This window comes from Actinomyces sp. oral taxon 171 str. F0337 (genome assembly GCF_005696555.1).
In the GTDB taxonomy this organism is placed as follows: domain Bacteria; phylum Actinomycetota; class Actinomycetes; order Actinomycetales; family Actinomycetaceae; genus Actinomyces; species Actinomyces oris_E.
Map to the genome: position 1 here is coordinate 664,344 of NZ_CP040005.1, position 18,009 is coordinate 682,352.

General features: G+C 69.7%; 15 protein-coding genes. 7 read left to right on the top strand and 8 right to left on the bottom strand.

Annotated elements, in window-relative coordinates; genetic code table 11:
• The first annotated feature begins 120 nt into the window (after window positions 1-120).
• Window positions 121-1,146, top strand: coding sequence for an A/G-specific adenine glycosylase (locus FBF36_RS02865; RefSeq protein ID WP_412784061.1), 1,026 nt, complete (start codon window positions 121-123; stop codon window positions 1,144-1,146).
• Between the two features lie 97 nt (window positions 1,147-1,243).
• On the top strand, window positions 1,244-2,482 hold the full coding sequence (locus FBF36_RS13385; RefSeq protein WP_225792444.1) for a hypothetical protein: 1,239 nt from the start codon (window positions 1,244-1,246) through the stop codon (window positions 2,480-2,482).
• Between the two features lie 63 nt (window positions 2,483-2,545).
• Here FBF36_RS13385 and disA read toward each other — a convergent pair whose 3' ends face one another.
• From disA to FBF36_RS02900, 6 genes are all read right to left on the bottom strand, one after another.
• Window positions 2,546-3,616, bottom strand: a complete 1,071-nt coding sequence (gene disA, locus FBF36_RS02875) for a DNA integrity scanning diadenylate cyclase DisA (RefSeq protein WP_009393164.1) — start codon at window positions 3,614-3,616, stop codon at window positions 2,546-2,548.
• 258 nt (window positions 3,617-3,874) lie between these two features.
• Window positions 3,875-5,293, bottom strand: a complete 1,419-nt coding sequence (radA, locus tag FBF36_RS02880) for a DNA repair protein RadA (protein WP_138137149.1) — start codon at window positions 5,291-5,293, stop codon at window positions 3,875-3,877.
• Window positions 5,294-5,355: 62 nt separating this feature from the next.
• Window positions 5,356-6,069, bottom strand: coding sequence for a conserved domain protein (locus tag FBF36_RS02885; RefSeq protein ID WP_009393727.1), 714 nt, complete (start codon window positions 6,067-6,069; stop codon window positions 5,356-5,358).
• Window positions 6,070-6,144: 75 nt separating this feature from the next.
• Window positions 6,145-6,669: a hypothetical protein gene (locus tag FBF36_RS02890; protein WP_009393730.1), complete on the bottom strand. Its 525-nt coding sequence runs from the start codon at window positions 6,667-6,669 to the stop codon at window positions 6,145-6,147.
• Between the two features lie 233 nt (window positions 6,670-6,902).
• Complete coding sequence (tkt, locus tag FBF36_RS02895) at window positions 6,903-8,993, bottom strand: transketolase (RefSeq protein ID WP_034491126.1); 2,091 nt, start codon at window positions 8,991-8,993, stop codon at window positions 6,903-6,905.
• 177 nt (window positions 8,994-9,170) lie between these two features.
• A complete protein-coding gene (locus tag FBF36_RS02900; protein ID WP_009393732.1) occupies window positions 9,171-10,130 on the bottom strand; it encodes a sugar-binding transcriptional regulator in 960 nt (319 codons plus the stop codon).
• Between the two features lie 231 nt (window positions 10,131-10,361).
• On the opposite strand from FBF36_RS02900, the gene FBF36_RS02905 reads away from it, so the two are divergent.
• The 5 genes from FBF36_RS02905 to FBF36_RS02925 all read left to right on the top strand — a co-directional run bounded on the left by FBF36_RS02905 (window position 10,362) and on the right by FBF36_RS02925 (window position 15,441).
• Window positions 10,362-11,354 carry a phosphotriesterase gene (locus FBF36_RS02905; RefSeq protein ID WP_009393734.1) on the top strand — a complete coding sequence of 331 codons (993 nt, stop codon included), beginning with the start codon at window positions 10,362-10,364 and terminating at the stop codon, window positions 11,352-11,354.
• Window positions 11,355-11,370: 16 nt separating this feature from the next.
• Window positions 11,371-12,039 (top strand): orotidine 5'-phosphate decarboxylase / HUMPS family protein, encoded by a 669-nt coding sequence (locus FBF36_RS02910; protein ID WP_009393735.1) that lies wholly within the window; start codon window positions 11,371-11,373, stop codon window positions 12,037-12,039.
• Window positions 12,036-12,941: an L-ribulose-5-phosphate 3-epimerase gene (locus FBF36_RS02915; RefSeq protein ID WP_138137151.1), complete on the top strand. Its 906-nt coding sequence runs from the start codon at window positions 12,036-12,038 to the stop codon at window positions 12,939-12,941. Before FBF36_RS02910 ends, FBF36_RS02915 begins: the two co-directional genes overlap by 4 nt.
• Window positions 12,942-13,069: 128 nt before the next feature.
• Window positions 13,070-14,020 (top strand): sugar kinase, encoded by a 951-nt coding sequence (locus FBF36_RS02920; RefSeq protein ID WP_009393737.1) that lies wholly within the window; start codon window positions 13,070-13,072, stop codon window positions 14,018-14,020.
• 80 nt (window positions 14,021-14,100) lie between these two features.
• The gene (locus FBF36_RS02925) at window positions 14,101-15,441 is read left to right on the top strand and encodes an MFS transporter (protein ID WP_009393738.1); all 1,341 of its coding nucleotides are present in this window, start codon (window positions 14,101-14,103) and stop codon (window positions 15,439-15,441) included.
• A gap of 137 nt (window positions 15,442-15,578) precedes the next feature.
• Here the strand turns inward: FBF36_RS02925 and FBF36_RS02930 are convergent, their stop codons facing one another.
• Window positions 15,579-16,313 carry an L-ribulose-5-phosphate 4-epimerase gene (locus tag FBF36_RS02930; RefSeq protein WP_009393739.1) on the bottom strand — a complete coding sequence of 245 codons (735 nt, stop codon included), beginning with the start codon at window positions 16,311-16,313 and terminating at the stop codon, window positions 15,579-15,581.
• 270 nt (window positions 16,314-16,583) lie between these two features.
• Window positions 16,584-17,969 (bottom strand): hypothetical protein, encoded by a 1,386-nt coding sequence (locus FBF36_RS02935; protein ID WP_009393742.1) that lies wholly within the window; start codon window positions 17,967-17,969, stop codon window positions 16,584-16,586.
• Window positions 17,970-18,009: the final 40 nt, after the last annotated feature.

Here is an 18,009-nt window from a genome sequence, read left to right on the forward strand (position 1 = left end):
GGGCGCAGTGGTACCTGACAACGCCGGTGCGGTGCTGATATCCGCCGGGTGGACGCCTGCGACCGGCCCGTCCTCCCTCATCTGAGCCCCGTCCAAGCCGTTACCGCTACGGTGTCCCCTGTGCCTGCCCGTTCCGCCCCTCATGACACGCTCACTGCGGCGACCCCGGACAAGCCGGCGCCGCCCGTGCACATCGTGCCCGCGGTCGCACCGGTGACGCCGCGCGTCGATCCGGTTGAGCCCCCGGCGCAGGACGTCATGGCCTGGTATGACGTCCACGCCCGCGATCTGCCGTGGCGCCGGCCCGGTACGACGCCGTGGGAGGTCCTCGTCTCGGAGGTCATGAGCCAGCAGACCCCGGTGGCCCGCGTCATCCCCGCCTGGCAGGAGTGGATGCGGCGCTGGCCCGGCCCCACCGAGCTCGCCCAGGCCCCCACCGCCGAGGTGCTGCGGGTCTGGGGACGCCTGGGCTACCCGCGCCGTGCCCTGCGGCTCATCGAGTGCGCCCGCAGCGTCGTCGATCAGCACGGCGGCGTCCTGCCCGACGATCTCGATGCCCTCCTGGCCCTGCCCGGGGTGGGGGAGTACACGGCCGGCGCGGTCCTGGCCTTCGCTCACGGTCGGCGCGCCCTCGTGCTGGACACGAATGTCAGGCGGGTCCTGGCCCGCGCCGTCGGAGGCCAGGCCCTTCCCGCCCCCAGCCTCAACCGGGCCGAGCGCGAGCGGGCACTGAACCTGCTGCCCGACGACGACCCCGCCGCCGCCCACTGGTCGGTGGCCGTCATGGAGCTCGGCGCCCTGGTGTGCACCGCCCGGGAACCGGACTGCGGCGCCTGCCCGTGGCGGGCGAGCTGTGCCTGGCTGGCCGCCGGCCGCCCCGCGGACATCCATGCGGGCCGACGTCGCACCCAGGCCTGGCACGGCACCGACCGCCAGGCCCGCGGACTGGTCATGGCCCGCCTGCGGGAGGCCGCCGACGGGCAGTCCGTCGACGCAGGTGAGCTCGTGGCCTGCGCCACCAGGGCGGGTGTGCGATCCTCCGGCGGTGCTCCCGATCCCGATCAGCCCGCACGCGCCCTGGCCACGCTCCTGGCCGACGGGCTCATCGCCACCGATGATGACGGCGCCACCTACCGGCTTCCCTAGCCGAGTACCGAGTCGGCGTATTGAATGCACCGATCTGCGCACCGCCGGGGCGGGGCGCTCACGGTCCTGGGGCCATGACGCCGGTAGAGTCGTGACCATGGCCAAAGGACGCGGACGCAACCATGGGGAAAGCGCAGGACGACGAGGCTCGGCCCGTCGCGGTGCGAGCTCCTCATCAGGGCGCTCGTCCTCGGGCTCCCAGTCCCGGCCCCTTCGCCCGGGTGGGGCCGGCGGCGGGCCGCGATCGGGCGCCGGACAGTCCTCCTCGGCCAGGTCCTCCCAGGCCAAGGGGCGCGGGGGGCGCGCCTCGGGAGCCAAGTCGACCGGACATCCCCTGCACTCGGGGCAGACGAGCAGGCCCGCCGGCGGGCACTCGGGCAAGTCCTCCCAGGCGGGTAAAGGAGCGCAGAGAGGACAGGTCGGCAAGAACCGTCGGCCCTCCCAGGGCGCTCAGGGGCCCTCGCCGGCACGCTCACGGCAGGCCGCTCCGGGAACCGCCCGCTCCGCCCGGACGAGCTCGACTCAGGCCGCACGTTCTGATCGTCGTCGAAACAGCTGGGGCAAGGGCATCCAGTGGGCCCACATCGGCGGCGGGCGGCTCACCGGCGCCCCCGACTCGATCCCGCAAGGCCCGGACCAGCCCCGCAGCGGACGCCTGCGCAAGCCGATCCCGCCTCAGCCCCGTTACGGTCTGCGCCGTGCCCTGGTGCTGGGCGGAGTCCTCCTGCTCCTCCTCGTCCTCATCGTGACCGTTGTTGTCGGCTACCTCTGGGTTCGCAACACCATCCGCAGCCAGGATGAGGAGCGCGCCGCCGCTCAGGTGCACACCGTCTATCCGACGCCGGGAACCTGCGACGCATCAACCCTGTCGAACACGGTTCAGGGACCCGAGTCCGTCGGTGTCGGCACCGGGGCGACCTTCTCCATCTCCCTGGTCAACAACGGCTCGACGCCCTGTCTGCTCGACGTCGGAAGCCAGGCCCTGGGAGTACGGGTCTCCTCGGGCTCTCAGCAGGTGTGGGACTCCGTCACGTGTCCCGTCGGACAGACTGAGCGGGACCTTCTCCTGCCTGTGGGGAAGGCCGCGGATGTCACCGTGACCTGGAACGGCAACGCGGCCACCTCCGACTGCGCGGTCTCCAATGCCGCGCCGGCCTCCCCGACCAGTGCGTCGGCCTCCTCCACGCCGAGCGCCCCCGGCGGCTCCTCTGCGAGTCCCTCGGCGGGCCAGGCGCAGACCGCCCCCGGCAGTGCCGCGGGCGCGGGAACCTACCGTTTCCGCTTCGTCATGGGGGGCAAGGACCTGACTGAGGACCGGGTCTTCGTCGTCGGCTGACGGCATGCTGCGGTCGGAAGGCCCCAGGGGCGGCCGGTGAAGGTCACCGCGGTACCGAGGGGCTCAGGAGTAGCGCTCGACGACGGAGATCTCCGCCAGCCGTGACAGCCCGTCGCGCAGGGTTCGAGCCCGCTGTGCGCCAACGCCCTCGACGGCCTCAAGCTCCTCAATGGTGGCGCCGAGAACCCCCTGCAGGGACCCCCACTGCTCGACGACGGCGCGCGCCGTCACCACGGGCAGGCGCGGGATCTTGGACAGGATCCGCAGGCCGCGCGGGGAGACCTGAGCGTCCAGGTCCTGACCGTCGATGCCGCCAAGTCCCATGGAGCGCGCCACCATCGCCAGGTCCAGGAGGGCGGGGGAGCCCACCCACTTCAGGCGTGCGTCCACGGTGGCCGTGTCCAGGCCCTCGGGCAGGTAGTCCTCCAGGAGGAATCCGTGCTCGGCGAGCAGGCCCCGGGTCAGCTCCTCGACCTGGAGGGCCAGAAGGCGGCCGTCGGTACCGAGCTCGAGGACGTAGGAGTCGATGTCGGCGGAGATGCGGCGAACCATCTCCATGAGCTGGAGTACCGAGGTGACGTCACGGACGGTGACGAGGTCCTCGATCTCCAAGGAGTCCAGTCCGGCGGAGGTCTGGTCGAGGCGGGCCTTGTAGCGCTCAAGGGCGGACAGGGCCTGGTTGGCGCTGGCCAGGATCGACTCGCTGGGCTCCAGGACGTGGCGCTTGCCGTCGACGTACAGGGAGATGATCCGCATCGACTGGCTCACGGAGATGACCGGGTATCCGGTCTGGCGGGCCACACGCTCGGCGGTGCGGTGACGCATACCCGTCTCCGAGGTCTGGATCGAGGCGTTGGGCAGCAGCTGGACGTTGGCGCGCCGGATCCGGGCGGTGTCCATGTCGACGACGACGCCGCCGTCCATCTTGGCCAGCTCGCGCAGACGGGCTGCGGAGAGCTCGACGTCCAGGTGAAAGCCGCCTGAGGAGATGGCCTCCACGACCGGGTCGAAGCCCAGCACGATGATCGCCCCGGTACGTCCGCGCAGGATCCGCTCCAGGCCATCACGCAGGACGGTGCCGGGAGCGACGAGCGCAAGCGTCTCGCGCAGCTGGCCAGCGGCCTCGATCATCATCTCTCCTGATCTCGCGGTGTCCTGGGAAGGGAACGCACCGTGTGCCTGCCGGGGAGCGGACGGTGCTCTGGACCTTCGGGTTTCACGGCATCTGGTTGAGCGTGCGCACCCCGGTGCTCACGACCCCATGGTATCGGCAGGCGGGCCGACCTTCGGAGAGGGCCTTCCCACACTGGACCAGTCGGTCTGTTGGCGGCGCATGGCCGATCCGTCGACTGCTCATCCCCCGCGGCCGGCCCTCGCCTCTGTGATGGCACCTCAGCCTCGTGGGAGCGCCGCCCCCATGGCCTCACCCACGTGCGCGACCGGAAGGACCTGCATCCCGGCGACCTCGCGCAGCTCGGTCGAGCCCGCCAACGGCACGATCGCCCGGTCGAAGCCGAGACGGGAGGCCTCCGCCAGGCGCCGCTGGATGCCGACGGTGGCACGCACCTCACCGGTGAGCCCCACCTCGCCGAAGGCCACGAGGCCTGCGGGAGTGGGCAGGTTGCGCGCGGCCGAGACCACGGAGACGGCCACTGCCAGGTCCGTGGCCGGCTCGACGGCGCGGGCCCCGCCCACGGTGGAGACGTAGACGTCCGCGCTGGAGGTGTCCACCCGCAGCCTGGCGCTGAGAACCGCCAGCGCCATGGCCGTGCGCGAGTGGTCCACCCCGGAGGTTGTGCGCCGCGGGGAGCCGGCATTGGTGGGGGCCACGAGCGCCTGGATCTCCACCGGCATGGGACGGCGACCCTCCAGGGTGACCGTGGCGCAGGTGCCCGGCACCTCGGAGCGGGCGGCGGACAGGAACAGGCCCGAGGGGTCCGCCAGCCCCACGATGCCCCGCTCGCCCAGGTCGAAGCAGCCGACCTCATCGGTGGGGCCGTAGCGGTTCTTGACGGCCCGCAGCAGCCGTAGACGAGCGTGGCGGTCACCCTCGAACTGAGCGACGACGTCGACCAGGTGCTCCAGGACCCGGGGCCCGGCGATCCCGCCGTCCTTGGTCACGTGCCCCACGAGCAGCACCGGGATACCGCGTTCCTTGGCCACCGCGATGAGTGCGCCGGCCACGGCCCGCACCTGGGTGACGCCCCCGGCACTGCCCTCGACCTGGGCCGAGGCGATGGTCTGGACCGAGTCCACCACCAGCAGCGACGGCCCCGCCGCCTCCACGTGCCCCAGCAGGGCCCCGAGCTCGGTCTCCGCGGCCAGGAGCAGCCCGGGATCCAAGGCGTCGATACGCTCGGCCCGCAGCCGCACCTGCGAGGCCGACTCCTCCCCGGTGACGTAGAGGACCGGACCGTCCCCGCGCCCGCGTGCCACGGCGGCGGCTTTCGCGGCGACGTCGAGCAGCAGCGTGGACTTGCCGACGCCGGGCTCGCCGGCCAGCAGCACGACGGCGCCCGGCACGATCCCGCCGCCCAGGACCCGGTCCAGCTCACCCACCCCAGTGGGGCGGGCCCTGGCCTCCGTGGCGCTGACCTCCCCGATGGGGCGGGCGGCCACTGTCGGTCTCACGGCACCGGCGGTCAGAGCGCCGCCGGCACCCCCACCCGGGGCGCCGGCGGCCTGGGTCCCTTCCAGGGTTCCCCACTCGCGGCACTCCCGGCACTGGCCCATCCACTTGGGGCTGGACCAACCGCACTCGGTGCAGTAGTAGGAGACCTTGGGGGCCTTGGGACTCTTCGATGCGGGCATGACGGGAGACTAGCGGGCCCCACCGACATCTATTCAGGCGTCTGCCGGGCGCCTTCTGGGCCTCAGTAGCCGACCGAACCGGTCTGCCACGGCTGCCCGCTGCGACCGGAGGACTGCTGATTCCGAGGATCCTGGCCGGTAGGGGCCTGCCCGTACTGCGGCTGCTGGGATCGGCCGTCCTGGCCCGATGGCGGCACCTGGGCCGGCTGCTGAGGCTGACCGTACGGGGCCTGCTGCGGAGCGCCGGGAGCCACCTGCTGACTGGGCGTGTGGTCGTAGCCGGTGCTCTGCGGTGCCATCGGCTGGGCAGCCGGTTGCCCGTACTGGGGCTGACCGCCGCTCTGCTGCGCAGGGGCCGTACCCGGGTGGGGCCGGTACTGCGGGGCCGCCTGTGCCTGCATCGGGTTCCCAGGCGCCTGGAGGTATCCCTGCTGCTGGGTTGCCCCAGCGGCCTTCGCCGCCTCGGCGGCCGCCAGCTGTCGGCGCAGTTCCTCGGGAACCAGATTCGGGAAGTGCTTGGCCAGGACATCATCGACGAAGGAGACGAGGAATACGAGGACTGCGATGGGGATGATGAAGATCCAGAACGGAGTCCTCGCTCTACCCGGCACATAGGTGTTGAGGAGGATGAGGATGAAAACGTCCAGAATGACGCCGACGATCACGGCGATCCCGAACAGCGGGTAGAACAGACGGGTACGGATTGTGATCTCATCCTCGGTGGACTCGTTGCCACCGGTGCCTCCGGCGTTCGGGGGGACGTGAGCTGTGCTCATGAAGCAAGTCCTCTCTGAATCTTGGAAGGTTGTTTCAACGTGAAGTCGGGTGCGTCCGGAACTGTCTGTTGAGGGCTAGCTCGTGTGACCGTTCTGTCCGTAGGTCTGCTGATTCTGGGGATCCTGGCCGTACTGGCCCGACGGCGGTACCTGGCCCGGCTGCTGCGGGGTGCTCGGAGCCGCCTGCTGATTGGGTACGTGTCCGTAGCCGGTGCTCTGCGGTGCCATTGGCTGGGCAGCCGGCTGTCCGTATTGGGGCTGTCCGTACTGGCCCTGCTGAGGGACCTGCCCTCCCTGGAAGTGCGGTGCCACGTAGCCGGGCACCAGGTGGGGGGACTTCCTGGCCAGGGCCGCGTCGGCGAGCCTCCCGATCGCCAGAGCACCGACAACGGGAAGAATGAAGACCAGGTAGGGGATACGTACCGAGCCCTCGGCGTTCGTAACGATTCCGATGAAGATCGCGATGTCGATGATGATGCCGATCACGACCATGGCGGTCATGATGAGCAGGTAGTAGCGCGTACGCAGGGGCTTGTCCTCGCCGGAGTCATTGGCGTGAGGGAGCTGGGGGTTGTTCTGAGCGGGTGGCTGTGTGCTCATGAGAAAGGGCCTCTTCTATGTCTGGAATCGTTGTGACGGAGTGCGCCAGGTGCGCGTCCGGTTCCCAGCGTGCCCAAAATCGGCCGGCAGGTCACTCTCTCATGATGGGGAGGGGTACCCCCGTGACATACATTTCCATCATTTTGAGCCGGGCGTTTTTTGCGTGGCCCTACAGAAAGACCGTAGGGCCACGCAAAAAACGCCCGGCTCAGTGGTGGTGGGCGGAGTAGGCGTCAGCCGCGGGTGCGGGCCAGTGCCTGGCGAGCCCGCTCAGCGACGTTCTGCCCGGTGAAGCCGTACTCCTCGAACAGCGCGGAGCCGGCGGCGGAGGCGCCGTAGTGGTCCAGGGAGACGATCTCACCGGCGTCACCGACGATCTCGCGCCAACCCAGGGCGATGCCCGCCTCGACGGCGACCTTGGCGGTGCCGGCCGGCAGCACCTGGTCGCGGTAGGCGGCGTCCTGCTGGGCGAACCACTCCAGGCAGGGGGCGGAGACCACTCGGGTGGGGGTGCCCTGCTCCTGGAGGATGTCTCGGGCGGCCACGGCAACCTCGACCTCGGAGCCGGTGGCGACCAGGACGACCTCGGGACTCGTCTGTCGGCCATCTGCTCCGGTGGCTTCGGCCAGGACGTAGGCACCGCGGCGCACGCCCTCGGCCGCAGCGGTGGCGGAGGCACTCACGGTGAGGTTCTGACGCGACAGGGCGATGCCGGCCGGCTCGTCGTGACGGCGGAGGATCTCGGCCCATGCCGCGGCGGTCTCGTTGGCGTCCCCGGGGCGCACCACGGCCAGGCCCGGGATCGCGCGCAGCGCCGCCAGGTGCTCGACGGGCTGGTGGGTGGGGCCGTCCTCGCCGACCCCGATGGAGTCGTGGGACCACACGAAGACCGGCCCGATCCCCATGAGTGCCGCCAAGCGCACGGCCGGGCGCATGTAGTCGGAGAACACCATGAAGGTGCCGCCGTAGGGGCGGGTGAGCCCGTCCAGTGCGATCCCGTTGAGGATCGAGCCCATGGCGTGCTCGCGCACACCGAAGTGGATGGTGCGCCCGAAGGGTCCATCGCCCTCGGACTGCGCCAGGGAGGTGGGAAGGAAGGAGGGCTCGCCGGCCATGGACGTGTTGTTCGAGCCGGCCAGGTCCGCCGACCCGCCCCACAGCTCGGGCGCTACGCCGGCCAGGGCGGAGAGCACCTTGCCCGACGCCGCGCGGGTGGCCAGTGACTCACCCACCTCCCAGGTCGGCAGGGTCGCCTCCAGGTCCTCGGGCAGGCGGTGGGCCTCAAGGCGATCCAGCAGTGCGGCGCCGGCGGGATTGGCCCGCTGCCAGGCCGCGAAGCGCTCGTCCCAGCCCGCTCGTGCGGCCCGGGCGCTCTCGGCGGCCTGCTTGCGGGCGTGGGAGACGACGTCGTCGGGCAGGATGAAGCTCTGCTCGGGGTCCAGGCCCAGGGCCCGCTTGAGCCCGGTGATCTCCTCGGCCCCGAGCTTGGCGCCGTGGGAGGAGGCCTGGCCCTGCTTGGTCGGGGAGGGCCAGGCGATGATCGTGTGCAGACGGATCAGCGACGGGCGCGCGCTCTCGGCGCGAGCCGCCACGACGGCCTCGTGCAGCGCCTCGAGGTTCTCCGCGTAACCGTCGGGACCGGTGCGCCAGTCGACGTCGAGCACCTGCCAGCCGTAGGCCTCGAAACGGGCCGAGACGTCCTCGGTGAAGGCGATGTCCGTGTTGCCCTCGATGGAGATGTCGTTGTCGTCGTAGATGGCGATGAGGTTGCCCAGCTGCTGGGTGCCGGCCAGGGAGGCGGCCTCTGAGGTCACGCCCTCCTGCATGCAGCCGTCGCCGAGGATCGTGTAGACGAAGTGGTCGAAGACCGACTCACCCAGTGGGGTGCTGGCATCCAGCAGCCCGTGCTCGCGGCGCGCCGCCATCGCCAGGCCGACTGCGTTGGCAAAACCCGCTCCCAGCGGGCCCGTGGTGGTCTCCACCCCGGCGACCTCGCCGAACTCGGGGTGACCCGGCAGACCGGCCGGGGATCGGAAGGCCGTGAAGCCCTCGAGGTCGATGTCGTATCCGGCCAGGAACAGCTGGATGTACTGGACTAGTGAGGCGTGCCCGATGGACAGGACGAACCGGTCCCGTCCCAGCCAGCCCGGGTCCGCCGGGTCGTGGACCATCTCACGCTGGTAGAGCAGCCACGCCACCCCCGCCAGGGAGATCGGCGTACCGGGGTGCCCCGACCCGGCCTTCTCCACGGCATCGGCGGCCAGGGCCTTGGACACTGCGATGGTCTGACGGTCGAGGTCGGTGAGCAACTGCTCAGCGCTCATAACTGAGGACTCCTTGTGCATGAGGGTGCATAGTGCTCGCGGCCGTGGGCGCCGTGACGGTGGTGCATCGCGGTGCATCTGCGGCCGGGCATCAGGGGTGATCCTTCCCGCTTCCGTGGAGCCGGGCAAGTACACGGATGAACGCGTGTTCATTCCAACTCGCCCCCGCGCCCCGCCTCATACGCTCTCCAGGAGGGACCGGGCGGTGCCCTCGTCGGTGACGAGGGCGGACAGGTAGCTCCCACGCAGGGTTGCTCGCAGGGCCCCGACCTTGTCCCGGCCCGCTGCCACGCCGATGACCAGGGGGATCTCGCTGAGCCGGGAGGGGTCCAGGCACAGGGTGCGATTGCACAGGGCCGTACGCACGTGGTTGCCCTCGGTGTCCAGGTGGTGTCCGCAGACGTGGGCGACGACGTTCTTGCGGCGGCACTCGCGCATGACGGCGGGTGTCATCCAGCGGCGCAGGAGCGGGCTGCTCGTCGTCTCCTCGACGGCGCCGACACCGGTGAGCGCCACGTCGCTGCGGGCTGCGAGCTCCAACGTGGTGGCCACCCGCTCCTCGCTGCGCACCGCGCGGGTGTTCTTCAGGGAGTCGAAGACGAGGGGGACCGGCAGCGATCGGTAGTGGCCGCCCAGGCGCAGGGCCAGGTTACGGCAGATGTCCGGGCCGTCCTCGAGATGGAAGGACTCCCCGGCCGAGCCCAGCATCGCCACCGCCGTCGACTCGGGCCAGACGCGCTCGGGCAGGTGATGGACGACGGCTCCCACGGCCCGGCCGTTGGACACGGCGATGACGCTGCGTGGTCCGCAGTGCTCCAGGAGCAGATCGCCGCACACCCGAGCGACCTCGGTGCCCGGGCCGGTCACGCCGTCGGCGCGGTCCTCGGCGACTCGCGCCTCCTTGAGCCCGAAGGCCTGCGCCAGCTGCTCCTCCAGGGCCATGAGTCGCTCGATGGGGTGGGACACAGTGACGGTGACGACGCCGTGCCGACGGGCCTCGGAGAGCATGCGCGAGACCGTGGGGCGCGAGTACCCCATCTTGCTGGCGATCGTCGCCTGGTCAAGGTCCTCGTCCCAGTAGAGGTGGGCCACCTCCAGCAGCAGCGAGGCCCGCTCCCGAGTCAGCTGTGCACACATGCGTTCATGTTATCTAATCGTGATTATCGGATCTCATGTTCTGGCAACGATTCCTTCGGGAGCGGAAAGTCGGTTGCGTCGTCAATCTGAACATTCGTTCACGACTCGTCTTCGATGTCGGTCCTGCTCTTCGTAGCGTGACGGATACGGGTGGGCACGGGCCTGCGGCGTTGCGCCGCTGCCGAAGCCCCGCCAGCACGTGACCGAAACCCGTTTGGAGGAGAAGAACTCATGGGAATCGTCCGCACTATCCACGGCGACGTCGACCCCGCAAGCCTCGGAGTCGTCAACGCCCACGACCACCTCATCCGCGTCGGTGCGGGAGAGGTCTATATCGACCCCGACCACCTCCTCATCGATGAGGACAAGGCGGTCCAGGAGGCCACCTCCTTCGTCGATGCCTCCAAGCGCTTCGCAGCGGGCGCCACCATCGTCGACATGTGCCCGGCCTCGTCGGGACGCGGCGTACTCACGCTGCGCGACGTCGTCGACCGCGTCCCGGACCTGCAGGTCATCCAGGCCACTGGCTTCCACCAGCAGAAGGTCTACCTGGAGTGGCGCCAGTCCTGGGTCAACCAGTACACGGTCGCCGAGATCGCCGACCTGCTCATCGCCGACATCGTCGAAGGCGTCGACGCCAACGACTACATGGGGCCACTCGTCAAGCGCACCGACATCCGGGCCGGCTGCATCAAGTGGGCCACCGCCTACGGCAGGATCACCGACTGGGAGGTCAAGACCGGCCAGGCCGTGGCCATCGCCTCCAAGGAGACCGGCGCACCCATCAACACCCACGTCACCGCCGGCACCTGCGGCCCCGAGCAGGCCCGCTTCCTCATCGAGCAGGGCGTCGCCCCGGAGAAGATCGCCATCGGCCACATTCAGCGCAACTGGGACCCGTGGGTCCACGAGCAGATCGTCGCCACTGGCGCCTACGTCGAGCTCGACGGCACCAACCGCATCAAGTACGTGCCCGACAATGCCCGGGTCGACCTCATCAAGACCCTGGGGGCCAAGGGCTACGGCAAGCAGATCCTCCTGGGCACCGACTCGGGCAAGGCCTCCTACCAGAAGGCCTACGGGTCGGTCTCCGGCATCGACTACGATCCGGCCGTCTTCTGCCCCCGCCTCATCAAGGACGAGGGTGTCGACCCCGCCTACGTCCAGGATCTCCTGGTGGGCAACGCCGCCACCTTCTTCGCCTTCGAGCCCCTGGCCGGCTGAGGGAGGAGCCATCACCATGACCCGGCAGCCGCCAACCCCCAGACTTCAGATCGCCCTGGACACGCTCGACCTACCCGCTGCGCTCGGCCCCCTCCAGCAGGCCGCGCCCTATGTCGACGTCATCGAGTGCGGCACCATCCTCGTCCTGTGCGAGGGCTTTCACGCCGTGCGCGCCATCCGGGCCCTCTTCCCGGACAAGCAGATCCTCGCCGACGTGCGTATCGCCGAGGCCGGTTCCAAGATCGCCCGCCTGGCCTTCGAGGCCGGTGCGGACCTCGTCTCCTGTGTGGCCGGAGCCTCCATGTCCACCATCCGCCAGGTCTGCCAGGTGGCCGACGAGCTCGGCGGCGAGGTCCAGGTCGAGCTGGCCGACGAGTGGTTCGACGCCGAACGGGCCCGCGCCTGGCGCCAGGCCGGCGTCGAGCACGTCATCGTCAAGCGCTCCCGCGACCGGGAGGCCTCCGGAGACCTGTCCTGGAAGAGCGAGGACATGGACCGGGTCGACGAGCTGGCGGCCATGGGGTTCACCGTCACCATCACCGGCAGCCTGAGCCCCGTCGACCTGCCGGCCTTCGCCGGACGCGAGGTCGGCATCGTCATCACCGGCCGGGCGATCGTCGCCGCTGGGGAGCCCGCCCACGCGGCCGCCGAGCTGCGCGCCACCCTGGAGGAGGTGTGGACATGAGCGCCGTGGCCGACCTCGAGGCCGGCATCAGTCTTGGCATCTACGAGAAGGCTCTGCGCAGCGGGCCGCTGGCGGTCTCCGGGAACCGGGTGGATGGCGAGGCCTGGCGGGTCTTCCTCGACCAGGTGCCCCGAGCCGGTTTCTCCTTCCTCGATCTGTCCATCGACGAGTCCCCCGAGCGGGAGGCCCGCCTGGACTGGGACGCCGGGCAGTGCCGTACCGTGCGCCGGGCCGCCGAGGCGGCCGGGACCGATATTGGCGGAGTCTGCCTGTCCGTGCACCGTCGGATCGGGCCCGGATCGGCCGACCCGGCCGTGCGCCGGCGCGCCCGCGAGGTGATGGCCCGGGGCCTGCAGGTCTGCCACGACCTGGGCGTCCCGGTCATCCAGCTGGCCGGTTACTACTGCTACTACGAGGACCCGAATCCCGATGCCGAGCGCTGGTACGCCCAGCTCCTGGCCGACGCCGTCCCGCTGGCCGCGCGCCTGGGCGTCGTCATGGGGATTGAGAACGTCGACGGCGACGACGTCACCTCCCTGACCAAGGCGATGGAGTTCGTCGACGCCGTCGACTCACCCTATCTCCAGCTCTACCCCGACCTGGGCAATATCGCCGAGCAGAGCCTCGACCCGGGAGCCGAGCTCGCCGCCGGAGAAGGCCACATGGTCGCGATGCACGCCAAGGACGTGCGCCCCGGCGAGCCGCGCCGCGTGGAGATGGGCACTGGTGTCGTCGACTGGGACCGCTCCTTCGAGCTCCTGGCCGCCCAGGGCTGGAGCGGCCGCCTCATGATCGAGATGTGGAACGACGACGTTCCGGACTCCTTGAGCCGCTGTGCCGCCGCCCGCGCCTTCATCGAGGAGCGGGCCGCCTCGGCGGGCATCGCCATCGTGGCGCCGTAGGGACACTCCCGCAACGAGCGGATCCCATCGTCTCCTGACCGCCTCTCCCTACCGGACCCGCACAACCGCACCCGAACCACCATCCGAACCACGAGCGGCACCGCAGCCGCTGCAGAGGAGAATCGACAATGAGGTACGACCTGACAACCATTGGCGAGGGACAGATCCGGCTGACCTGCGAGCGCGGGGAGCGCCTGGCCACCGCCCGGTCCCTGCGCATGACCGCCGCCGGCTCCGAGGCCAACGTCGCCGGGCTCCTGTCCGAGCTCGGCCGCTCGACCGCCTGGACCACCAAGCTGCCCCGCGGTGAGCTGGCCGACCGCATCGCGCTGGAGTACTCCGCCGTCGGCGTGGACATGAGCCACGTCGTCATGACCGACGAGGGCCGCGTCGCCCTCTACTTCCTCGAGCCGGGCGAGTTCCCGCTGCCGGGCAAGGTCACCTACGACCGCGAGTACACGCCCTTCCGCAGCATCGTCCCCGAGGAGTTCGACTGGGACGCCCTGCTCGACACCCGCCTGGTCTTCCTCACCGGGATCACCGCGGCCCTGACCCCCGAGACCGCACGGGTGGTGCGCTACGCCGCTGACGCCGCCCGGGACCGGGGCGTCGACGTCGCCCTCGACGTCAACTTCCGCTCCCTGCTGTGGGACGGCGAGCAGGCCCGGGCCGTCCTGGAGCCGATCGCCAGGGGAGCCTCGATCCTGTTCTGCTCGCGAACCGACGCCGGCATCGTCTTCGGTGTCCCGGGCCAGGGTGTGGACGTGTGCCGCAACCTGCGCGAGGAGATCGGCGCCCCCACGGTCGTGTCCACCGACGGGCGCGCCGGGACCTACCTGTCCACCGCCTCCGAGGGCGAGCGCGTCTACGAGATCAAGTCCGTCCCCGTCATCGACCGCCCCGGGGCGGGAGACTCCTTCGTGGCCGGCACCCTGCACGGCTGGCTCGACGGCGACGTGAGCCGCGGCATCGAGATCGGCACCAAGGTCGCATCCCTGGCCTTGACCCACCACGGAGACCTCACCCACGTGCGCCCCGCCGAGCTGCTCCAGGCGCAGGGCTCCGACATCGTCCGCTGACCGGCTGCGTGCCGGTTCCACCGTAGATTGGACCGCATATGAGTACCGCATCGGGACGCGCGGCACAGGGAGCTGCCGCCATGAGCGCCCTCGAACAGATCGACTCCCGGCCCCTGACGGGTCACCAGCGAAGCATCATCGGGCTGGCGATCGTCGCCAACGTCTCAGAGTTCTTCGACATGTTCCTCATCGGCTTCGCCGTCGTCCAGCTCCAGAAGGAGTGGAGCCTGGGCGGCTTCGAGACCGGCGTCATCCTGGCCTGCTCCGGGCTGGGGACCGTCCTCGGATCGGTCCTGTGGGGCCGCGCCGCCGACCAGATGGGACGTCGACGCACCTTCTTCTGGTGCGTCCTGCTCTTCACCATCTTCACCCTGGCCTCGGTGTTCACCCCCACCGGATGGTGGATGATGCTCGCCCTCCTGCGGGTGCTGGTCGGCGTGGGCGTCGGAGGCCTCAACATCGTCTCCATTCCTTACGTCCAGGAGTTCGTCCCCACCAGGCAGCGCGGCCTGCTGGCCGGGCTCGGCTCGGTGTTCATCCCGCTGGGGCTCTTCCTGGGGTCCCTGGGACAACGCGCCATGCATGACAACTGGCGCGGCCTCATCGCGCTGGGCGCGATCCCGATCCTCCTGCTGGCCTGGATCCGGATCGTCCCGGAGTCGCCCCGCTTCCTGCTCTCCCAGGGCCGCGAGCGCGAGGCTCGCGAGTCCATCGCCTGGGCCCTGGAGCTGAGCCCCGACGCGGTAGGTGCCCTGCCGCCGGTGGAGACCGAGCAGCGCATCGCCTACTCCGAGCTGTTCCGAAGGCACCTCAGGCCTCTGCTCATCGTCTCGATCGGCTCCTTCTGCTTCATCCTGGGATCCTTCACCGTGCAGTCCTGGGGTCAGACGCTCCTGGAGGTCGGCTTCGACGACATCAACGCCGACACCGTGGGCACGCTCTTCATGGGGGTCTCCCTGGTGGACCTCCTCGGGCGTTTGGCCTCGGCCTGGCTCGCCGACCGGATCGGGCGGCGCTGGACGATGTTCTCCTTCGGTCTCATCGGGGCGGCGGGCGCGGTCATCGTGGCCCTCTCCGCCCACTGGGAGACCTCCTGGATCATCTTCTTCACCGGCATCTGCATCACCATGGGCTTCGGCGACGGCGCCTTCGGGATCCTCAACGCCTTCGGTGGCGAGCAGTTCCCCAACGACGCCCGGGGCACGGGACTAGGACTGGGCTACGGCATCGGGGCGATCGCCAAGATCATCGGCCCGCTGCTCATGGGGGCGATGATCGGCTCGGACAACCTCAAGGAGCTGGCGCACCCGCTGGCGGCCGTCTTCCCGGCCTTCCTCTTCTTCGCGGCCATGCTGGTCCTGGGCGGGTTCGTCTACCTGCTGGCCCGGGAGACCAAGGGCGAGGTCCTCGAGGACATCTGAGCCGTCCCGGCCTCCGGCGTCGTTCGGAGGGCTGCCCGCTCCCACTTCTGGGATCGAGCGGAACATGAACATATGTGCGGGGGCCGGAACCCATCTGGTTCCGGCCCCCGCACGCATGGGGCGCTTTGCACCGCCGGTCAGTGCTGGCCGTAGACGTGCTGGTATCGGTCGTTGAGGCGATCCACCATGTCGGCCGGAATCGGCTTCACGTCGCCGAGCTGCTCGGCGATGCTCATCGTGCGGGCGACCTCCTCGCACATGACGGCGGCCTTGACGGCGTCGTGCGCGTCCTTGCCAACGGTGAAGGGACCGTGATTGGCCATGAGGACCGCCGGCGACCTCGAGCCCTCCAGGGTCTCCACGATGCCGCGGCCGATCGAGTCGTCGCCGATGAGGGCGAAGGGACCGATCGGGATGTCGCCGCCGAACTCGTCGCCCATCATCGTCAGGGCGCAGGGGATCGGCTCGCGGCGCGCGGCCCAGGCGGTGGCGTAGGGGGAGTGGGTGTGGACGACGCCGCCGACGTCATCGCGGTGCCGGTAGACGTAGGCGTGTGCGGCGGTGTCCGATGAGGGCGTCAGCGAGGCCGGCGTCCCGTCGTCGATCTTCTCGCCGTCGAGCGTGCAGACCACCATGGTGTCCGCGGTCAGCTCGTCGTAGGAGACGCCGGATGGCTTGATGACGAACAGGTCGGTCTTGATGGGGCCGTCGCCGCGGTCGACGATGACCCTTTCGGAGACGTTGCCGGCGGTCCATACCACCAGGCCCCACCGGGGGAGCTCGGCGTGCAGGGCGGCCACCCGCCGTCTGGTGTCCGCAACCGCCCCCTTCGTCTGCTCGTCAAGGTCGGCCAGCCTGATTCTCTCGCTCATGCGTGCGCTCCTTTGGTCGTCAGTGATATCCGGTTTCACCGACGATTCTTCGGAGCCGGCGGACCCTCGTCACCACGCCTGACGCACGAATGTTCATAGCCGTTCCCAGGGGCTGTTGCGAAAGCAGGGTGGAGGACCTCACGCTCGCTCGTGCTGCATGAGTCCCTGCCCCCTCGTGGACGCGCACCGACCTGTTTGCTACTGGTCTCTCAATCGTCCGCGGACAGTGCGGATGACCATGAGGATGACGCCTCCCTGTGCGTCGGTCTCCTAGGTCTGCCAGGCGGTGGCCGGGTAGAAGCCGGCCTCGTTGCAGAATCCGTAGGGCGTCACCGTCGCCATCTCGTGCTGGCCACCGGTCGGGGACTCCAGGACCACCTTGCCGGTGTCCAGGTTGATGAGGCGCAGACGGCCGCCATTAAGGGCGAGGTAGAGGATGGAGCCGTAGATCGCCGCACTCTTGTAGAACTCCTTCTCGGTGGACTTCCGGGTGAGCAGCGCGGTCGCGGAGCCGTTCTTGCGGACCTGGATGTAGTCGGTCCTCCTGATGACGTATCCGTTGCTCGCGGTGAGGTTGGCGTGCTTGTCCTCCCCGTCCACCGGCAGGTCCGCCAGCTCGGTCCGCTCGCCAGTGGTGAGGTTGATGCAGAGCTCGGGGTAGGGCGGCACTTTCGTGCGGCTGTCGACGGCGTAGAGATATCCCTGGTGCACGAGCAGGGCACTCATGTTCTCGATGGGGTGAGCGACACCGTCGGCGAGCGTGACAATGGCCGTCTGGACCTTCTCGTCATCACTGAGCAGGGCCACCGCCTCACCGCCCTCCACCGCACAGAAGTTCTGGGACGTGGTGGAGGCCAGATCAAACTGTACGGACAGGTCCTTCGTTGACAGCCGCAGGGCTCGGTGCGGGACGCTGACGGTGACCAGGAGGTCGGCGCCGTCGGAGGTCAGCGTGATCGAGGAGCCGGCGCGGTACGTCGACTCCCTCGCCTTGAGGGCAAGATTCTCCCCGAGCACCGCGCTGGCGACGATGCGCCGGTCGGCCAGACGGATCTTGAGCAGACTGACTCGTCCTCGGTTCTTGGGGCGCTGGTCGACGACGTCCTCGCGACCGGTGATGAGGTAGGCGAACTCGTCGTCGCACGTACCGGCGCAGGTGAACTGCTCGGTGACGACTGTGCCGGGGCTGGGGACGACACGGCTTCCTGAGGGAACGCCACCGACCTGGGGAACGGTCATCGGCTCGATGCGGTACCCGTGCTCGGAGTCGTCCGGCACGAGGGTGTAGGTCTTCGGCCCATTCAGGTCCACGATGATGGGGCGGTCGCCGGACAGGGCGGCGGTGTCGTCGTCGTCGCTGTTGACGTCATAGGCGATGAGAAAGGAGCCGTGGGCGGTCTCGATCATCGCATTGGTCGGCCACGGATGATTCTGATTCTCCTTGATGCGCAGGGGCCACACCGCCTCACTGCCGAAGCTGGTCGGGATGGCGGTCGCCTTCGGGGGCGTGGACAATGATGCGTGAAGGACCGTGGGGGGCTGGGGAGTCAGCGTGCGTGCGATGCGCTGCCTCATGCTCGCGCAGCCGCTCAAGGACAGCGCACCGGCGCTCGCGGTGGCGCCGAGTGCGGCGGTGAGGAAGACGCGACGACGCATGATGACCTGCCCGGTGACGACTCTGCTGGTCTGACGGGGA